Here is a 17,649-nt window from a genome sequence, read left to right on the forward strand (position 1 = left end):
CGATAATAACAGTATTTTCTTTCTTTGATTAGTTTATCTAATTCATTCTGTTTTACTTGTTGATAGTCATCCAATTGGTTTATATCTTCAATTTTGTTATGATATAACAATTCAATTTCTTTCACAAACATATCCAGTTTTCTTAATGCTTGCCTTGCTTCCTTTGATAATTTTTGTTTACGAGTTGGTAAAACATTTAATGAAATAAGATAAGCTACTCTTATTCCTGCAGGTCCAGTGAGTTGTTTTTTCTTATACTTTTTATAATATTCTTTGCACTGATAATAACTTTTTGTATGTTCAGTTTCTTGTGGAAGTATTCTTTTATCGATTAATCTGTCTTCAATATTTTCATAATGGTATTGTTCCCCTAACGTTTTTAGAAAGATTGGTTCTGAATAATACGGATGATAAATGGCATATTCTTCTCCAATTCTTTCGAGAGCATATCCTTTTTTCTTCATGTTATCCCAAAACACATCCACAAAACTACTTTGTTCAACTAGAATATCCATATCTTTTTTGATGTCCTTCATATAAGAATTTAATACATGATAGTTGACTTTTTTTGACTTGTACTGAGGATTTTTAATGACAAATAAACCATATTCCAAGCATAATTTATCAGAGGTTTCCTGCATTTTTCTGTAATCTTTTTTCGTATTACAGAAGCGTTTCCCATCAACAAATGATGTTGAGTTTAAGAGAATATGATTATGAACATGCTTCTTATCTAGGTGTGTAGCAACGATAACTTCAAATCGATCTGCATATAATTCCTGAGCTAACCTTACACCAATTTCGTGTGCAACATCAGCAGTCACCTCTCCAATTTTGAAAGACTGGTAACCATGATATGCAACAATTGGTTTTGTATCATCGAACATTTTCTTTGTAGTGCTCATAGATTTTTGTGGTTGAAATGCATCACAATTGAGATAAGTTGCATATTTTTGGCCATCTGTTTTCTCATCATTGCTGATATAGTCAAAGGCTTTTTCAATTGTCTTTTCATCATCTTCTACATACTTAATGGCATTATCCAAACGATCTCTTATCGCCCAAATTGCAGTTACTGCTTTAATCACCCCTTACCTTTTCATCCAAATTTTTAATCATATTTCTTAATTCTTCAATCGTAACCTCAACAAGAAATGATGAATTATCCTGTCTACTATTTAAAGATTTAGCGATTTGATTGAGATTATTTCCTATATGATTGAACTCATTTAATAACTTATAATAATCCAAATGAGGTGGTTCTTTGACTGATTTTTTCAAAATACATTGACGAATAAACTTCTCTCTGCTGAGTTTTGATTTACGAACTTTTTCCGTCAGCTGTTCAAATTCTTTTTCGTTAAATCGAATCTTGATTTCATGATTTCGTTTCATTATTCCACATCCTTTCGTTGTTGGCACCGTCCAACTTGATTGTATTTTGGGGACAAAATACGTTGCTTGCTAATACATATATCGTGAATTTTAAATACCTTTAATTCACTAATTATGCTCCAGCAAATTGCATAGCAAATTTGCATATTTCATTTTGCTTAAAGCTCTTATTTACAAGGACATTTGAAGCAAAATAGCAAATTTCATTAAAATACGTGACCTTCGTAATTCTCTACAAAAATTTATGGTTCGTGATGTTTCATCCATTTTGCTATTTTGCTCATTAATCCCTTTATTTATCTTAGGATAAGCAAATTGTATTTTTATAGTTTACTTACTGTTTGCTAACAATTTTCTGTTAGATAATAAATCGTTTCTTGTTTATCACCATCTCTATTTGATCCATCTTTTCTAAAATCAATCAGTTTCTCTTTTCTTAATTCTCGTCGAGCACGGTCTATGACACTTGGTGTATATCCAACTCCTCTTAATACATTTTCAATGTCCTTACTTCGTTGCTCTCCATTCTTTAATAGACTTAGGATATCTTCTTTAGCTAATGACAACGAAGACTCATTACGTTGATTTTTCAACTTCTCATTTTGAAAATCAAAATCTCTTTTATCACTAACTCCCTTAAATTCAATTTTATTTTTCCCAACACTAAAGAGATATGTTTTTTGAAGTTCTGCATAATTGTTTTTTTCATTTGATAGATAGCGTAGATCATCTTTCAACACACCGACAAAGATGAAGCTTCTTGCAATATCCCATATATCAGCACTATCTGCTGCCCTTTCTCTTGGTCCAGCATTTGGTTTCTTATTTGTATGACAAGTAACGAGAAAACTAACTTGATATTTTCTGCCTAGGTATAATAAGTTTCCTAATGCATCACGCATCTGATTACGTGCAGACATATTTGTATGTGCCGGAAGAAAACTTTGTAAAGGATCAAAGATGATAACATCTGGTCGATTATCTTGAATGATATTTTCGAGAAAACGACTACCAAAACGTACATGACTTAAGCGTTCATCGCCCAATTCAATTGTACGGATTCTTTTCATATCTCCTTCACTCTCAAGAATTTTTTTCTTAAGAACAACATCAGTTGGATCTTCTCCAGAAAAATAAACAATATTCATTGGTTTACGGCCTGTTTCTTTTTCAAAGAATAATGGTTGCCCTGTGCTAAGCCTTGCGGCAATATGCGCCCACACTGAAGTTTTTCCTACACCACCATCACCAGCTAGGATTGTAATTTGATTTTTTGGTATCAATCCTTCAATAACCCATTCCATTTCCTGTTGTTTAATTTCATCGACAGATTTTAAAACTGTACTGATTTCATCATCAGGATGTCGATTCAAGGATTTATCTCTACAAGCAAATCGTTTCTCAACACTGGAGCATATCGTTAACACTTCCTTTTCATCTAATGGTGGAATGCATTTTAGTTGGTTTTCTTCCTTCATTGCCGCAACTATAGAAAGATAATTCAAACCTTTAGCTTTTAATGCTGTAGCTTCTTTAAAGATACGATCATTTCTTTCTCCTTCATAAATATAATCACTAGATTGGGTATCTTCGTGTCCGTATTCTTTCTCTAATTTATATCCACCTTCCAAGAAGCGATAAACTGCTTCATTAGCTTCAGCAATACGGGCTCCACCATCCATCTTGTATTCTTTTCCATTAATGACACTCCCTACTCCTACAACATAACCTCCATCTCCTCTTATATCTATTCCTTCATATAAATTTACTTTGCATCGAATTTCCCTATCAACTTTATAATAAATGTGTATACCATCATTCGGTGTTCTTACAATTCTAGTTTTGGGAAATTCATCTAAAAATTTTTCAATCACTTTATTACCATTTTTACCATTTTTGTTATCAACATCAATGACTATATAGCCATTCCCTGTTTTTACTCCTAAATTATAGTTTGGATTTTTATGCCACCATAAAGCTACTTGTTCTTTATCTCTTGTAGCTTCATTAATCCAAGAAGAGACCACTTGACCATCTTTTGTATTTTCCTTTAGTGGAAAAACTGAAAAGCCTAAATAGATATAGTTATTTGCAGCTTGGACAATAAACATGCAAACCTCTATATAATTTCTTCATCCATAAAGAAGTCATCAAACTCAATAGGCTCTTCTTCTTTTTCTTGTTTTTCAGGCAAAGGGAAAAATGGTTTCAATTCTTCTAATAATGTTTTGCATTCATTTAAAGCATCGTTAATATCTTCATGATCTTCCATGTTTTCTAGTAAATTTCTTAGACGTTTGAATTCTAAACTTAAACGATCGCTTTCAAACTTTCCAAGTGATACATATATTTTCTGCTTTTGAAATGTTTGAATGAAGTATTTTCCCCTTGGAAGTCCACTAATTTTAATTCTTTCATTGATGTGATTGGCTTCGGCTTGTGATACACGAAACGCAAGTGTAATAGGTCTTTTTCTATTTTTATTTAATCCTGGCATTTTATGATTCCTCCCCAAACTTTTCATTTAATTTATCAGCAATTAATTGTTGTTTATTTGGATATAAATGTCCGTATGTTTGTAATGTCGTTTGAATTTTCTCATGTCCCAAGCGATTAGAAATAGCTAAAATAGGAAATCCCATTTCAATAAGAAGTGCTACATGAGAATGGCGTAAATCATGAATACGAATTTGTTCAAGTCCAGCCGCTTTGGCTCCTCTAGCTATTTCTTTTTCCAAAAATGACTTGGTAACTCTAAATAATCTCTTATGAGGATCTGGATTATACAGCGAATCCATATATGCTTTTATATCTTTCAGTAAAAAATCAGGAACAGTAATTTCTCGTTTACTCTTAGGAGTTTTCGGATCAGTAATGATATCTTCCCCATCTAAGAATTGATAGGATTTATTGACTATGATACATTTCTTATCAAAATCAATATCAGAAGGAGTTAATGCTAATAACTCCCCCAATCTCATTCCTGTCCAAAAGAAAATCTTAAATATAGTATAAGAAACCTGTTTGTTCATTAATTGATCAGCAAACTGAGTAAATTCATCCTTAGTCCAAAATTTCATTTCTTCAGAATGACTTTTCCCCATACTACCAGCTTTTTTACAAGGATTATCCTTTAAGCCATGAAATTGTACTGCATAGTTAAAAATAGCACTTAATTGATTGTTCATGGTCTTTAAATAAGTAGGTTTATAATCCTTCTTTATCATTTCATTTTGCCATTTACGTATAGTTGCAGGCGTAATTTCATTCATCTTCATATTTCCAAAATAAGGTAATAACTTTTTATTTATTGTAATTTTCTTTGTTTTCATCGTATTCAATTTCAATCGATGACTAGCATCTTCCATATAAATCTCAACAAATTCAGAAAATTTCATATTAAAATTCATCTCTTGTTGAAGTCTAAAATCTAGAGCAGCTTGCTCTGCTTCTTTCTTCGTATTAAATCCTCGGCGAGTAGTTTTTTTACTATTGCCAAATGAATCTTTATAACGAATTTGTATATCCCATTTATTTGTTACTGGATTTTTCTTAGGTACCGCCATAATTCATCTCTCCTTTCTAATTAACCGTTGTTCTTACTGGAATAGAATATATCATTGAAGTATTCTACGGGCAGTTTTCCAGCAATCGTTAGCTTATGCATCTTTTGCAAGTTTTCATTGCCTTCTTTAATAATCTTATATGCCTTGCTTTTAGATACACCTAGAATCTCAGCAATATCACTTGCACTTAATAAGACTTTCTTTTCCATTGATAATCACCACACTTTCTATGTAAATCTCTTTTCTGCCTCTTTAATGTGATTATCATTTTATATATTTATATGAAATTCTTATATTTCATATTTTAGAGAGTATTGTAAGAATTGTCAATATTTATTTCATATATTTATATAATTTACTTATATTTTTAATATTTGCTTATTTTTATATGAAATCATGATATAATAAAATAAAAAAAGGTGGAAATAGATATGAGTTTTGGTACAAGACTACAACAATTAAGAAAAGATATGAATATGACACAAAAGGAGTTTGCTGAATTATTGGAAATACCTCAACCTTCCGTATCTGCTTACGAAAATAATAAGAATACACCAACCATGGATATCCTTGTTACGATTGCTAATAGATGTAATGTATCTTTAGATTGGCTTTGCGAGGTATCTTATAACAAACAAAGAATTACTTCTATGGATGATGTCATAGATGTATTGTTTGAATTATTTGAAACGAATGAATTTGGATTTGATGTAGAAATACATAGAAGAGCTGAACAGGATACGGAAACCGAGAACGATCGTGCTTATGCACGTCTAACAGTATTTGCTACTGATCCGTATAGCGATAATGAAACTTTATGCGATGTTATATGGAAAGTTCATGACATCTATGAAAAGCATTTAAATTACTTTACGGATGATAGTTATTATCAGAATCAAAAACAGGCACTAAAAGAGAGTTATCAATTAAAATTGACAAAAGAAAAGCTTCCTGAATTGTCTTTAGAAGAACAATCCAAGAAGCAATTAGAATACTTACAAAACGTTATAAAAAAGAACAAAATGTAATAAAAAACAAGGAATACACAACTCCTACAGAGTAGTATACTACAATTCAAATGTACTCAAAATGTACTCATCATAAATAAAACATCAAAAAAACGCCCTATTTAAGGGCGTAATTTGTTATTGTACACTATTCGAACTCAATTGTTCCTGGTGGTTTTGAAGTAATATCATACATTACTCTGTTTACCCCACGAACTTCATTAATGATTCGAGACATAACTTTATTTAATACTTCATATGGGATTTGAGCAGCTTCAGCTGTCATGAAATCAATTGTGTTTACTGCACGTAAAGCAATTGCATAATCATATGTTCTTTCATCACCCATAACCCCTACTGAACGCATATTTGTAAGAGCTGCAAAGTATTGACCAATTGTTTTATCAAGACCGGCATTTGCAATTTCTTCACGATAGATTGCATCAGCATCCTGAACAATTTCAACTTTTTCTTCAGTAACCTCACCAATAATTCTGATACCTAAACCTGGTCCAGGGAATGGTTGTCTAAATACTAAGTATTCAGGAATTCCAAGTTCTAAACCAACTTTACGTACTTCATCTTTGAATAAATCACGTAATGGTTCAATGATTTCTTTAAAATCAACAGCATCTGGTAAACCACCAACATTATGATGAGATTTAATAACTGCAGATTCTCCACCTAATCCACTTTCAACAACATCTGGATAGATAGTTCCTTGAACTAAGAAATCAACAGCACCGATTTTTTTCGCTTCTTCTTCAAAAACACGAATAAATTCTTCACCAATGATTTTACGTTTAGCTTCTGGTTCAGTTACTCCTTTTAATTTATTATAATATCTTTGTTGCGCATTTACTCTAATGAAGTTTAATTCATAATGTCCTTCAGGACCAAATACCGCTTCAACTTCATCACCTTCATTTTTACGAAGTAACCCATGATCAACAAATACACAAGTTAATTGATTACCAATTGCTTTTGAAAGTAAAACTGCAGCAACTGATGAATCAACCCCACCAGATAAAGCACATAATACTTTACCATTTCCAACTTTTTCTCTAATTGCTTTAATTTGTTCTTCAACAAATGAATCCATACGCCAATCACCAGAACAGTTACATACATCCATTACGAAATTAGATAAAATATTTTTACCATATTCAGTATGTAATACTTCTGGATGGAATTGAATTGCATATAATTTTTGCTCTTCATTTTCACAAGATGCCACTGGACAATCTTTAGTATAAGATGTAATTTCAAAACCTGGAGCAATCTTCGAAATATAATCAAAATGACTCATCCAGCAAATACTTTCTTTTGGCACATCTTTAAATAATTTAGATTCAGGTTTGCTAATAATAAGATTAGATTTACCATACTCTCTTACATCAGCACGTTCTACTTTACCACCTAAAACATGTTGCATTAACTGAGCACCATAGCATAATCCAAGTACTGGAATACCTAATTCAAATAATTCTTTTTGATATGTAGGAGAATCTTCTAAATAACAACTATTAGGACCACCAGTTAAAATGATACCTTTAGGGTTCATTTTTTTTATTGTTTCTAAATCAGTTTTATATGAATAAATTTCACAATAAACATTACATTCACGAACTCTTCGAGCTACTAATTGATTGTATTGTCCACCAAAGTCAATAACAATAACTAACTCTCTTTTCACACACTAACCTCCTTAAAATTTAATATCTTTTAATACTACTGTTTGTTCACGATCAGGACCAACTGAGAACATTACAATTGGACAATGAATTAATTCTTCAATTCTTCTAATATAATTTTGACAATTAACAGGTAATTCATCAAAAGATTTTACATTAGTAATATCTTCTTCCCATCCTGGCATTTCTTCATAAACAGGTTCTACTTCTTCAATACCTTTAATAGTTGAAGGTAATCCATGAATAATTTCACCTTTATATTTATAAGCAGTACAAATCTTTAAAGTTTCAAAACCACTTAAAACATCTAATAACATCAAACTAATCCCTGTCAAAGATGACATTCTTCTAGATTGATTAACTACAACAGCATCAAACCATCCAGTTCTTCTAGCACGCTTAGTAACGGTACCATATTCATGACCTCTTTCACGAATTAAATCTCCAATTTCATCATGTAATTCAGTTGGGAAAGGTCCAGCACCTACTCTAGTTGTATATGATTTAATGATACCAATTGCTTCTTTAATATATAAAGGTCCAATTCCTGTTCCTTCACTTACACCATTAGCACCTGGATGTGAACTTGTTACGAAAGGATATGTACCATAATCAATATCTAACATTGCTCCTTGAGCACCTTCAAATAATACTTTTTTATCTTCTTGTAAATATTGATCTAATAACATTCCTGTATCACATACTAAAGGTTTAATTTCTTTGGCATATTCTTTATATTCATTATAAATACTTTCTACTGTAAATTTACCTTCTAATTCAGGATATTCTAATAATTTCATTGGGAAAGTTTCTTTTAATCTTTCTAAGAATAATTCTTCATCAATAAACTCACCCATTCTAATACCAATACGGCTATATTTATCAGTATAACAAGGCCCAATTCCTTTTTTAGTTGTTCCAATACTATTAGCACCTTTACGCTCTTCTTGAATAGCATCAATTTCTAAATGATATGGTAAAATAACATGACAACGATCACTTACTTTAATTTTGCTTGTATCAATTCCCGCATCATTTAAATACTTAACTTCTTCTAAAAATGCTTTTGGATTAACAACCATTCCATTAGCCATAATTACTTCATGGCCACTAAAAATACCTGAAGGAATCAATTTCAATGCAAATTTCTTTCCATCATAAACAATCGTATGTCCAGCATTATTTCCACCAGCATAACGAACTACTACATCAGCTTTTTGGGCAAGGTAATCAGTTACTTTTCCTTTACCTTCATCGCCCCACATACTTCCAACTACGACTACTCCAGCCATTAAATTCACACCTCTCTTATTTACTCTTACATTATATACAATAAACAAATAAATTGCATTAAAAATTAATCATAATCTAAGAGTTTATCTACTTTACTAACTAATTATATTATAGTCTTAGCTATTAGTAAAATTAATATATCATATTTATGATATAAGTAATGCTTATGTATGTGTTACTAGCTATTACAATAACAAACTCTTTCAATCTAAAAATTATTTTATTAAAAATATCATTTAACTATTTCTCTTATAATAAAACAAAAAACAACAATTATAATTACTAAAATCTTACCAAACAAACTACTTATAAAACTAACATAATATCCTAAATATGGTATTGTAAAAAATACCTTACCAATAATATTACGATAAGCCACCGGTTGTAAATCAACCTGAACATTATTATCACCTTTAGTAATTATCTCTTGAGCATTAATATCATTTCTTACAACACGATGAGTGATAATACCTTTATTACTTGTATAAGTAATTATATCACCTGCTACTAAATCCTGCGGTTTTGTTTCTTGAACATAAATTAAACTATTAACTTTAATTGCTGGTTCCATCGAACCACTAATAACATCAAAAACCTGATAGCTAAAAATTGGAGGAACAAATATAATCATATTTATTATAATTATTATTACAATCATTAAAGTAGTAACCTTTGACAATATAAATGGTAAAACTCTAATCTTTCGATTAGAGTTATTAGTCTTAAAAATCTTTTTATTCATAATTACCAGCTTTTCTCTTACGATATAATAAAGCAATTATTATAACTATTAAAAATACTATTCCTGCACCAATAGTTGTATAACTAATTGTCTGATTAGCAGCTTCTTGACTTTCATTACCAGCTAATGGAGTTTGTTCCTCATCTAAATCAATAATTTCTTCAGGCTCAGATACTTCTTGATTTAAAGTTTGATCTTCTTGATTAGTTACTTCATTATCTTCATTTATTGGCTGTGAGTTTTGATTACTAGTTTCATTATCATCAGTAACACTTGTTCCTGGAATAACGGTAACTTCACCATTTTCACTTGTTAAACTTGAAATCGGACTATAAACAAACGTATAAATATTTTCACTAGCATTATCAGTTAAAGTTTTTCCTAAATTATAGGCTTGTGGTAAATAACCATCAACATATTTATAACCTGCAATCGTGTATTCACCAATTGTTCCATAATATGTTTCTGGGTCCTTTAGCTGATTACCATCTTGATCTACATAATAAGTTGTATATTCAATTTGATCACCTGGAATACCATAAGCAACAACATAGTTATTATCTTTAGTTACCGAATACCATCTTTGAATATATTCATTTTCATTATCACGCCCACCAGTTTTGATTCCTTTAGCATAATATTTTTCATTTGTTACAGTTATTTGGCTTGTTTCAATAGCAATACGATCATTTGCTTTTAGATTTGTAACTACCAATTGTCTTTGATCTTCACTTAACATAATATTTGGGGATGAATTAGTGTCACTAGAATCAATTATTACTGCATCAACGCTATTAAATAAACCATAACTGCCAGCATAAATTGTAACTTGATAATTATATAATTCAACAGCATTTATTTTAGAAATCGAGAAAGTAAGCATTAAAGCAATTATTAATCCATGTAATGATTTTTTAACCATTGTTTTTACTTCCCCTTTCATTTTTTTGTTGATGATATAAATACAGTAAACCCATTAACAAGACAAACGATACTCCTGTCATTACACCATAAAATAGTGGATTACTATCATCACCTGTTTTAGTTGTTGCTGTAACACTAGAAGTAATCGGTTCATCATTTGTAATATTACGATCTTCACAGGCAAAATTCATCTGAACAACAGCTGAGGTATTTTGATAATCATTATTTAACGTTTCACCATCAAGGGTAATCTCTAATACTAGTAAACCTGATTCACCAGGTGCAAAACTATCTAAATAGAAATAATTTTCTAAAGCACTTGTAGCTTGATGTAATCCATCGGTTTGATCACCACCAACTAATTCACTATCATAAATCACTCTTGCATTAGTTTCATTCATCCAGTTTTCATTATCATAATAATATAACTTATAAGTATAACCACCATTATCAGCATTAGTTAAACCAGGATTTTGATCTCTGCCATCATCTCGTTTAGTTTCATAAGTTTTTAAAACTTCATTAGTCATATACCAGTCTTCATTTCCAGTTGTATTGATAACCTGCAAACGAATTGTCCAGGTATCTCCTGGCTGTAAATCTTTACCAACTTCATCAATATCTTCTTGGCTAAAGTTTTGGATCATCTCTTGATCTTTAAATTCAACATACCAGCCATCAGTAACATAGTCCTCACCATTTACACCAGTAACAGTGTTAACAAAGATAGAAATAACTAAGATCATTGATAATAATAATTTAGTGATTTTCATTATTTACCACCTCCTAAAGATAATGTTTTATCTTCATTGATCGTAACGTCAACACCCCAGGCACTTAAAATTGCATCTTTTGCATTATGAGTTTGAACAGCATCAACTTCTACATATATTTCAAATTTATAATCATCATATAGATAAGTTGTTATAATTGTTCCATCATCTGCTTCTGTTGTTTCAGTTTTAACTTCTTTAACTATCGCTGGATCGATTCTAATTGTATTAGCGAATAACTCACTTTCTTCATTGGCTTTTAAAATATGATGATAATAGAAAACTCGCTGTTCTTTAGTAGCTTGACTAGTATCTTCAATCCAGTAATCATCATTGATATTAACAAAATTTAAATCAATAAAATCAGGATTTAATGTTGTATCTGCCAGTTCACTAACGCTACCATCTTCATCTACTTTTAACCAGCGTTTATGAACAATAACTCGAACATATTGATCAATTCCAGCATTTTGATCACTTAAATTACCACCACAGTTTTTAACCTTAAGCTCTTCTTTATATGTTTTCCCTAACTGTAAATCGTTTTCAGGAATTTCTGGAATAAATAATGTAACTTGATCATCATCATAACGAGATACTTCAACATCATTTTCAATTAAAGATACCCCAATTTGATACATTTCAGTTCCAGAAACATAGCTGTCACTATAATATGTCAACATCGCTCTTGTAAAATTAACACCACTAAATACAATTACAACTAAACAAACTACAATTAATACTTTTATCATTCTAGTTGATGAGGTGAGTTTTTTGATTAATTTCATTACTCATTACCTCCCTGCAATCCATATTCCCAGCTTAAATCCATATTGCCACTGCCATCTTCATTATAAAGAGCAGTAACATATTCATGAATAACAATAACTTCTAAAGAACTAGTCATACCTTCTTCAATTTCAGCTTCAACATTAGCTTTTAATATCTCAGTTGATTCTTGTGGAGATAATGGTTTAGTATAATACCAATATTCATCACTTTCATTGTAAGACCAGTAATTATCTGTTCCTAAATCTTCAACAGATACTGTTAAACGAGGATCATCTGCAAAAAATATTTTAACTCTAGTATAAATATCAATAGCTTCACTAGTGTTCTTGATTGAAATTTCTTTGTTGTTATCAACTATGTCCTCGTTTAATTCAGTAGTTCTGCTTAATGAAAGTGTTTTACTACCCCAAGCATCACAATAAGCGGTAAAATATGCTAATGATTGATTAATGGTAATTCCAAAAATCATTATTACAAGTAACGTAAGAATCGCTAAACTAGTTTTCTTTTTTAAAATCTTTTTAATCATTGATCTGTACCTCTATTTCTATAAAAAATCTGTTCAACTGATTCTACGCCATAAATATTGATAACACCGCCACCACCAGTTGTAGTACCATCATAATCATTTTCAAATGCTGCTGTTAAAACAATTTCACCATTAGCAATTTTATAAGCTTCGATATCTTCCATTGTATTTAATGAGATAACAACAGTATCCTGGACTGGTCGATAAGCACTACCGCTATAAATTTCTTTAACTGTATATGTTATACCAGGTTCAATTGGTAAATCGGTTAAACGATTAGTAGTAAAAGTGCCACTATTATTGACAACCATACCTATAACACCATTATAAATTTCTATTGTTTCACCACTGCTATTTACTTTAGTACTAGTAACATCAAATACAAAAGTACCACCATTTAAAGTTTGATTATAGTTTTTTAGAATTTTAGTAATCGACATTGATCCAGTTTGGTTATAGTATTCATATGAGTTAGTAATTGTAATCATATTAACCTGTCCATTTGTAAGCTCTATTAACTGGTCATCTTCATCGCCACTATCATCTTGATAATCAGTAGTTAAACGATAACCTTCTACCGTTGCTTCTGTTTCTTCAACTATATATTTACCGGCTGGTAAACTTGTAAATGTTATCTCACTTTCACCTTTAAGAGTTAATACTGCCTCACCATTATTAAATGTTATCGTTGTTATACCGTCATTAGCAACATAACTACTTCCATCAGGTATCTTCTTATTAGTTATTTTAAATGTATAAAGCTTATTAACCGCTTCTTCATATTGATTAGTATTTTCATCAATATCTTTTTTGATTGTTAAAGCAGTATCTTCAAGGGTTAGATTATTAATAAATTTAGCAATATTAGCATCATTATAATTATCTAAATTAAGTTCAATTACAATTCCTTGACCACCTTGAGTTATTGAGATATTTCGATCAGATAAACCTTCACTATTTTCAGTAATTGTATAAGTTCCTAACTGTAAATCTGTTAATTTAATACTATTTAATGCTTTGCCATCTAGTATTTCAATTGTTTTAACTTCTTGATAACCATTAGGCCCTATAATAGTAAATGAATATACCCCATCTACTAACTGACTACTTTCAGGATCATTACCATTAATTGTTACATCTTTAGTAATTTCTAAACTACCAGTAACAATCTTATTATTGGTAAAAGATACTAGCGAAACCTCAGCATCCTTACCACCAGCAACATAAACATTTTTAACAAAGGATTCACTTTCATTAAGTACTAAAGTCATGTCATCAGGTAGATTGATTTCTTCAATTGCATATTCACCTGGCTCTAAATCAGTTAATACTACATTATTACTAACGCCATCTTTAATTTTAATACTTACTTCTTTACTATAATCATTTGGTCCAGTTACTTTAAAATTATAAGTACCATCTGCTATATCAGTTGTCGTTGTCTCTCCATTAACTAAAACATTTTTAGTAATTTTTAAACTACCAAGATTTTTATTATTAGTAAAATCTACGGTTTCAATTTGGATATCACCACTAGTATTTTCATCAATCACAATTGTTGCAGTATTTTCATTTACACTACCACTACTAGTAACATCGATTAACTGTAAACCATTGTTTTCAACTTCTTCAATTGTATAAGTTCCCGGTTTTAATCCTGATACTGTAACACTATTAGATTTTCCATCTTCAATAGTAATTTCTTTAGTGGTTACAAGATTACCAGTGCTATCTTTTATTGCAAATTTATAAGTACCATCGGCTTTTGTTGTAGTTGTTTTTTCTTGGTTTACTAAAACATGTTTAGTAATTTTTAATTTTCCTTCGGTTACATTATTAGTAAATACTGCTGAAGGGATATCAGTTGTATTATTTGCTTTAACTTCTACTTTAGTATTTTTACTATCTACTAAAGTAGCATCGTTATTTGGTATTTCTTCAACTGTATAAATCCCTGGTTTTAAATTTTCTACGATTACATTATTACTTTGACCATTAGTAATCTTAATGCTTCTAGTAGCTACCGTTGTATTAGAAGCATCTTTTACTACAAATGTATATAAGCCATCTGCTTTTGTTGAAGATGTTTGTTTACCATTATAAGTTACATTTTTTTCAATTTTTAAGCTTCCTGTTTTAATTTCGACATTGTTAGTAAACTCAGCAGTTTGGATTGTTGTAACATTATTGGCAGTTATTTTTATTTTCGTATTTTTTGAACTTAATAATTTGGCATCTTCATTAGTAGAACCAATTTCTTCAATAGTATATGTTCCTGGTAATAACCCTTCAACTCTTACTGTATTGCTATTACCATTAGTAATGGTTATTTCTTTTGTCGCAATAATATCATTATCACCATTTTTTACTGCAAATTGATATGTTCCATCAGCTAAAGTACTACCTACTGCAGATTTTTCATTTACAGTAACCTTTTTAGTAATATCTAAACTTCCTCTTACAATACTATTAGTAAACTCTGCTGTTTGAATGCCATTTATATCATTTGGTGATACAATAACCTGAACATTATTAGCAGTTAATAATTTCATATTATCAGGAATATCTACCTCTTCAACTGTATAAGTTCCTGGCTTTAATCCATCGACAGTTACTATTTCACTTTGACCGTTAGTAATATTTACTATTACTTGTTTAATAACATTATTAGCTGAATCTTTGATATTAAATTTATAATCACCATCACCAAGATTACTTGTAATGGCCTCGCCATTATCAACAACATTCTTTTTAATAATCAAGCTGCCAGTAGTATCTTTATTATTAGTAAATGAAACAACTGGAATTGAACTAATGTTATTAGCACTTATTGTTATTTCTTGATTATTTTCAACAACTGAAAGATTGTTTTCTATAAAACCTTCTGTATTTTCAGTTACAATGTATGTGCCAGGAATAATATTATCGATTTGTACTGTTTTAGACTTACCATTTTCAATTACTATTTCTTCATTATAGACAATTGTACTATCCTCTTTATTAGTTAAAGTAAATTGGTAAATACCATCAAGTTCATTAGAATTAGTTACATCACCATTTAATGTAACATTCTTTTTAATAATTACACTTCCTACATCAATATTATTTACAAATTTAGCTACTGGTAAATCTTCTGTATTATTAGCTTTAACAACCACTTTAATATCATTACTTCCAGTCAATGACATTCCCTTTGGTAAATTATCAGTTTTTTCACTAACAAGATAAGTTCCTGCTTCTAAACCACTAACTGTTACTTCATTACTTTTACCATTAGAAATAACTACTTCAACATTTGATCTTACAAGATTAGTTTTACTTTCATCATAAATATCAAACACATATGTTCCATCTACAAGACTTGTATTATCTTTTGATGGTTCGCTGCCATTTACTGTTACATCTTTTTTGATTTTTAAACCGCCAATATTACTAGGATCATTAATAACATCAACACTCATATTTGTTTCTTCAGTAACAGTTGTTTCTGATAATTTGATATGATGGATTTCACAACTTGGATGATCAACAGTATTACCAATTACAGAACCGTTTGTAGAAGCAGTACATGAAACTGTAGCTTTAGGTGCTAGTAAAGTTCCTAGTCCACCTTCATATATTATTTTTCCATCAAAACTTGAATAATTATTGCCATCACTAGTATAAAAATTCCAAATAACTCTATTTGCAATCTTATTCCAATTCATAGCATCATTATTATCAATTTTACAACCCCTTAATGAAAACTGATTGTTATTATTACTAGCATTAGTACAATCAACATTAATAACTAAAAACTTACCGTCAGTAGTTAAACCATAATTATTCCAGTCATTAAAATCTTTAATATTAGAAACTTGTGTGCCACCAGAAGTAATTTGACTATAATCAATTCCTTGACCATTATCAGTTAACTTAATATTTATTACCTTTACTGTATCTGTATTAGCTGTTGTTGCTAGTTTGGAAGAAATATTAGCTAAATTAGTTAATTCACTATCAAAATCAATTGGAAACTGTCCATTAACTAGATTTACATTGACATTCGGTCCTAATTTATAATTTGTACCATCTACACCGGTAATAATATTTTGATTATTATTTACTGATGAATATTGATTATCTTTACCAGCAATTACACTAGCTTTTTCCTTATTATTTGATTGAAATAATTCAATTCCTTCATTACCATTATAAAAATTTTCTATATATGATACGTTACTTACTCCAGATGAAGGTGTTTCAATGACATTTGAATCTATGGACGTAGTAACACTAACTGTATACTCTTGTCCATTAATTATTCCCGTATTTGAAGTAATGGGTTGACCATTATCATCAATTTCAAAGAAATAATATTCCATCCCTGGTATCAATCCAGTTGTATCTAAAACAGCTGATCCATTCCCTGATAAATCAGTTGTAATATCGACTGTTTTAATCAAAGTATAACTACCATCACTATTTTTTAAATAAGCCCCTATCTTAAATGTCTGTGCAGTCGTGATTTGACCACCTAAAGTTTTGGTAATTTTTATATTAAACACTGATTGTTCGGTATATATATAAACATTATCCGTATTTCCCAAATTACTAGAAGCACCTAATAGATTTTCTACAGCAATGCTTCCTTCCATATGATTATTATTAGTGAAATTTTTTGCAAAAACCGCAAAATTATTTGCTTGCCCTAATGATTTAATAATTTCATCCTGGCTATAAGTTTTTACATTTCCACTACTGCCATGTGTTGCATGTGTAAGTCCAGCACCGGCAAAAATAGCAAAGAGTAAAATAAACACTGCAATTTGTTTTACATACTTTGTCATTTTTAATGACTTAAATATTTTTTTCATCTCCTTTTTTCCTTTCGATAAATACTATATTTTTTGTTTAATACTACAATAATTAAATAATGATAGTTACACCATATT

15 protein-coding genes are annotated in these 17,649 nt (G+C 30.1%); 1 reads left to right on the forward strand and 14 read right to left on the reverse strand.

What is annotated here, in order from left to right; all coding sequences use genetic code 11:
- The 6 genes from B5E92_RS06170 to B5E92_RS06195 form a co-directional block, all read right to left on the reverse strand.
- Positions 1–1,088: relaxase/mobilization nuclease domain-containing protein (locus B5E92_RS06170; RefSeq protein WP_239406414.1), on the reverse strand; the 1,088-nt coding region annotated here is incomplete at its 3' end.
- Complete coding sequence (locus B5E92_RS06175; protein ID WP_087300257.1) at positions 1,081–1,395, reverse strand: plasmid mobilization protein; 315 nt, start codon at positions 1,393–1,395, stop codon at positions 1,081–1,083. The genes B5E92_RS06170 and B5E92_RS06175, both read right to left, overlap by 8 nt.
- 344 nt (positions 1,396–1,739) lie before the next feature.
- On the reverse strand, positions 1,740–3,506 hold the full coding sequence (locus tag B5E92_RS06180; protein ID WP_087300259.1) for a bifunctional DNA primase/polymerase: 1,767 nt from the start codon (positions 3,504–3,506) through the stop codon (positions 1,740–1,742).
- 8 nt (positions 3,507–3,514) lie between these two features.
- A complete protein-coding gene (locus B5E92_RS06185; RefSeq protein WP_087300261.1) occupies positions 3,515–3,892 on the reverse strand; it encodes a plasmid mobilization protein in 378 nt (125 codons plus the stop codon).
- Position 3,893: 1 nt separating this feature from the next.
- Entirely contained in the window at positions 3,894–4,961 is a 1,068-nt protein-coding gene (locus B5E92_RS06190) for a site-specific integrase (protein ID WP_087300263.1), read from the reverse strand.
- Between the two features lie 20 nt (positions 4,962–4,981).
- A complete protein-coding gene (locus B5E92_RS06195; protein WP_087300265.1) occupies positions 4,982–5,170 on the reverse strand; it encodes a helix-turn-helix domain-containing protein in 189 nt (62 codons plus the stop codon).
- A gap of 222 nt (positions 5,171–5,392) precedes the next feature.
- Here B5E92_RS06195 and B5E92_RS06200 point away from each other — a divergent pair, with 222 nt between their 5' ends.
- Positions 5,393–5,989 (forward strand): helix-turn-helix domain-containing protein, encoded by a 597-nt coding sequence (locus B5E92_RS06200; protein WP_087300266.1) that lies wholly within the window; start codon positions 5,393–5,395, stop codon positions 5,987–5,989.
- 127 nt (positions 5,990–6,116) lie between these two features.
- Here B5E92_RS06200 and guaA read toward each other — a convergent pair whose 3' ends face one another.
- From guaA to B5E92_RS06240, 8 genes are all read right to left on the reverse strand, one after another.
- Positions 6,117–7,664 (reverse strand): glutamine-hydrolyzing GMP synthase, encoded by a 1,548-nt coding sequence (guaA, locus tag B5E92_RS06205; protein WP_087300268.1) that lies wholly within the window; start codon positions 7,662–7,664, stop codon positions 6,117–6,119.
- A 12-nt stretch (positions 7,665–7,676) separates the two neighbouring features.
- Entirely contained in the window at positions 7,677–8,954 is a 1,278-nt protein-coding gene (locus B5E92_RS06210; RefSeq protein WP_087300270.1) for an adenylosuccinate synthase, read from the reverse strand.
- A gap of 233 nt (positions 8,955–9,187) precedes the next feature.
- Positions 9,188–9,697 (reverse strand): signal peptidase I, encoded by a 510-nt coding sequence (locus B5E92_RS06215; protein WP_087300272.1) that lies wholly within the window; start codon positions 9,695–9,697, stop codon positions 9,188–9,190.
- Positions 9,690–10,619, reverse strand: coding sequence for a hypothetical protein (locus B5E92_RS06220; RefSeq protein ID WP_087300274.1), 930 nt, complete (start codon positions 10,617–10,619; stop codon positions 9,690–9,692). Before B5E92_RS06220 ends, B5E92_RS06215 begins: the two co-directional genes overlap by 8 nt.
- Positions 10,612–11,394 (reverse strand): hypothetical protein, encoded by a 783-nt coding sequence (locus tag B5E92_RS06225; RefSeq protein ID WP_087300276.1) that lies wholly within the window; start codon positions 11,392–11,394, stop codon positions 10,612–10,614. Before B5E92_RS06225 ends, B5E92_RS06220 begins: the two co-directional genes overlap by 8 nt.
- Positions 11,394–12,182 carry a hypothetical protein gene (locus B5E92_RS06230; protein ID WP_087300278.1) on the reverse strand — a complete coding sequence of 263 codons (789 nt, stop codon included), beginning with the start codon at positions 12,180–12,182 and terminating at the stop codon, positions 11,394–11,396. The genes B5E92_RS06225 and B5E92_RS06230 overlap by 1 nt, the downstream gene beginning before the upstream one ends.
- A complete protein-coding gene (locus B5E92_RS06235; protein ID WP_087300280.1) occupies positions 12,182–12,715 on the reverse strand; it encodes a hypothetical protein in 534 nt (177 codons plus the stop codon). The genes B5E92_RS06230 and B5E92_RS06235 overlap by 1 nt, the downstream gene beginning before the upstream one ends.
- The gene (locus B5E92_RS06240) at positions 12,712–17,571 is read right to left on the reverse strand and encodes a SpaA isopeptide-forming pilin-related protein (protein ID WP_087300282.1); all 4,860 of its coding nucleotides are present in this window, start codon (positions 17,569–17,571) and stop codon (positions 12,712–12,714) included. Before B5E92_RS06240 ends, B5E92_RS06235 begins: the two co-directional genes overlap by 4 nt.
- Positions 17,572–17,649 lie beyond the last annotated feature (78 nt).

The sequence above is a fragment of the Erysipelatoclostridium sp. An15 genome, assembly GCF_002160675.1.
Classification (GTDB): Bacteria; Bacillota_I; Bacilli_A; order Erysipelotrichales; family Coprobacillaceae; genus Thomasclavelia; species Thomasclavelia merdavium.

Coding starts and splice junctions, on each gene's coding strand:
- B5E92_RS06200 (WP_087300266.1), top strand. CDS start 5,393: ATGAGTTTTGGTACAAGACTACAACAATTAAGAAAAGATATGAATATG.
- B5E92_RS06195 (WP_087300265.1), bottom strand. CDS start 5,170: ATGGAAAAGAAAGTCTTATTAAGTGCAAGTGATATTGCTGAGATTCTA.
- B5E92_RS06230 (WP_087300278.1), bottom strand. CDS start 12,182: ATGAAATTAATCAAAAAACTCACCTCATCAACTAGAATGATAAAAGTA.
- B5E92_RS06190 (WP_087300263.1), bottom strand. CDS start 4,961: ATGGCGGTACCTAAGAAAAATCCAGTAACAAATAAATGGGATATACAA.
- B5E92_RS06185 (WP_087300261.1), bottom strand. CDS start 3,892: ATGCCAGGATTAAATAAAAATAGAAAAAGACCTATTACACTTGCGTTT.
- B5E92_RS06210 (WP_087300270.1), bottom strand. CDS start 8,954: ATGGCTGGAGTAGTCGTAGTTGGAAGTATGTGGGGCGATGAAGGTAAA.
- B5E92_RS06220 (WP_087300274.1), bottom strand. CDS start 10,619: ATGGTTAAAAAATCATTACATGGATTAATAATTGCTTTAATGCTTACT.
- B5E92_RS06240 (WP_087300282.1), bottom strand. CDS start 17,571: ATGAAAAAAATATTTAAGTCATTAAAAATGACAAAGTATGTAAAACAA.
- B5E92_RS06225 (WP_087300276.1), bottom strand. CDS start 11,394: ATGAAAATCACTAAATTATTATTATCAATGATCTTAGTTATTTCTATC.
- B5E92_RS06175 (WP_087300257.1), bottom strand. CDS start 1,395: ATGAAACGAAATCATGAAATCAAGATTCGATTTAACGAAAAAGAATTT.
- B5E92_RS06215 (WP_087300272.1), bottom strand. CDS start 9,697: ATGAATAAAAAGATTTTTAAGACTAATAACTCTAATCGAAAGATTAGA.
- B5E92_RS06235 (WP_087300280.1), bottom strand. CDS start 12,715: ATGATTAAAAAGATTTTAAAAAAGAAAACTAGTTTAGCGATTCTTACG.
- B5E92_RS06180 (WP_087300259.1), bottom strand. CDS start 3,506: ATGTTTATTGTCCAAGCTGCAAATAACTATATCTATTTAGGCTTTTCA.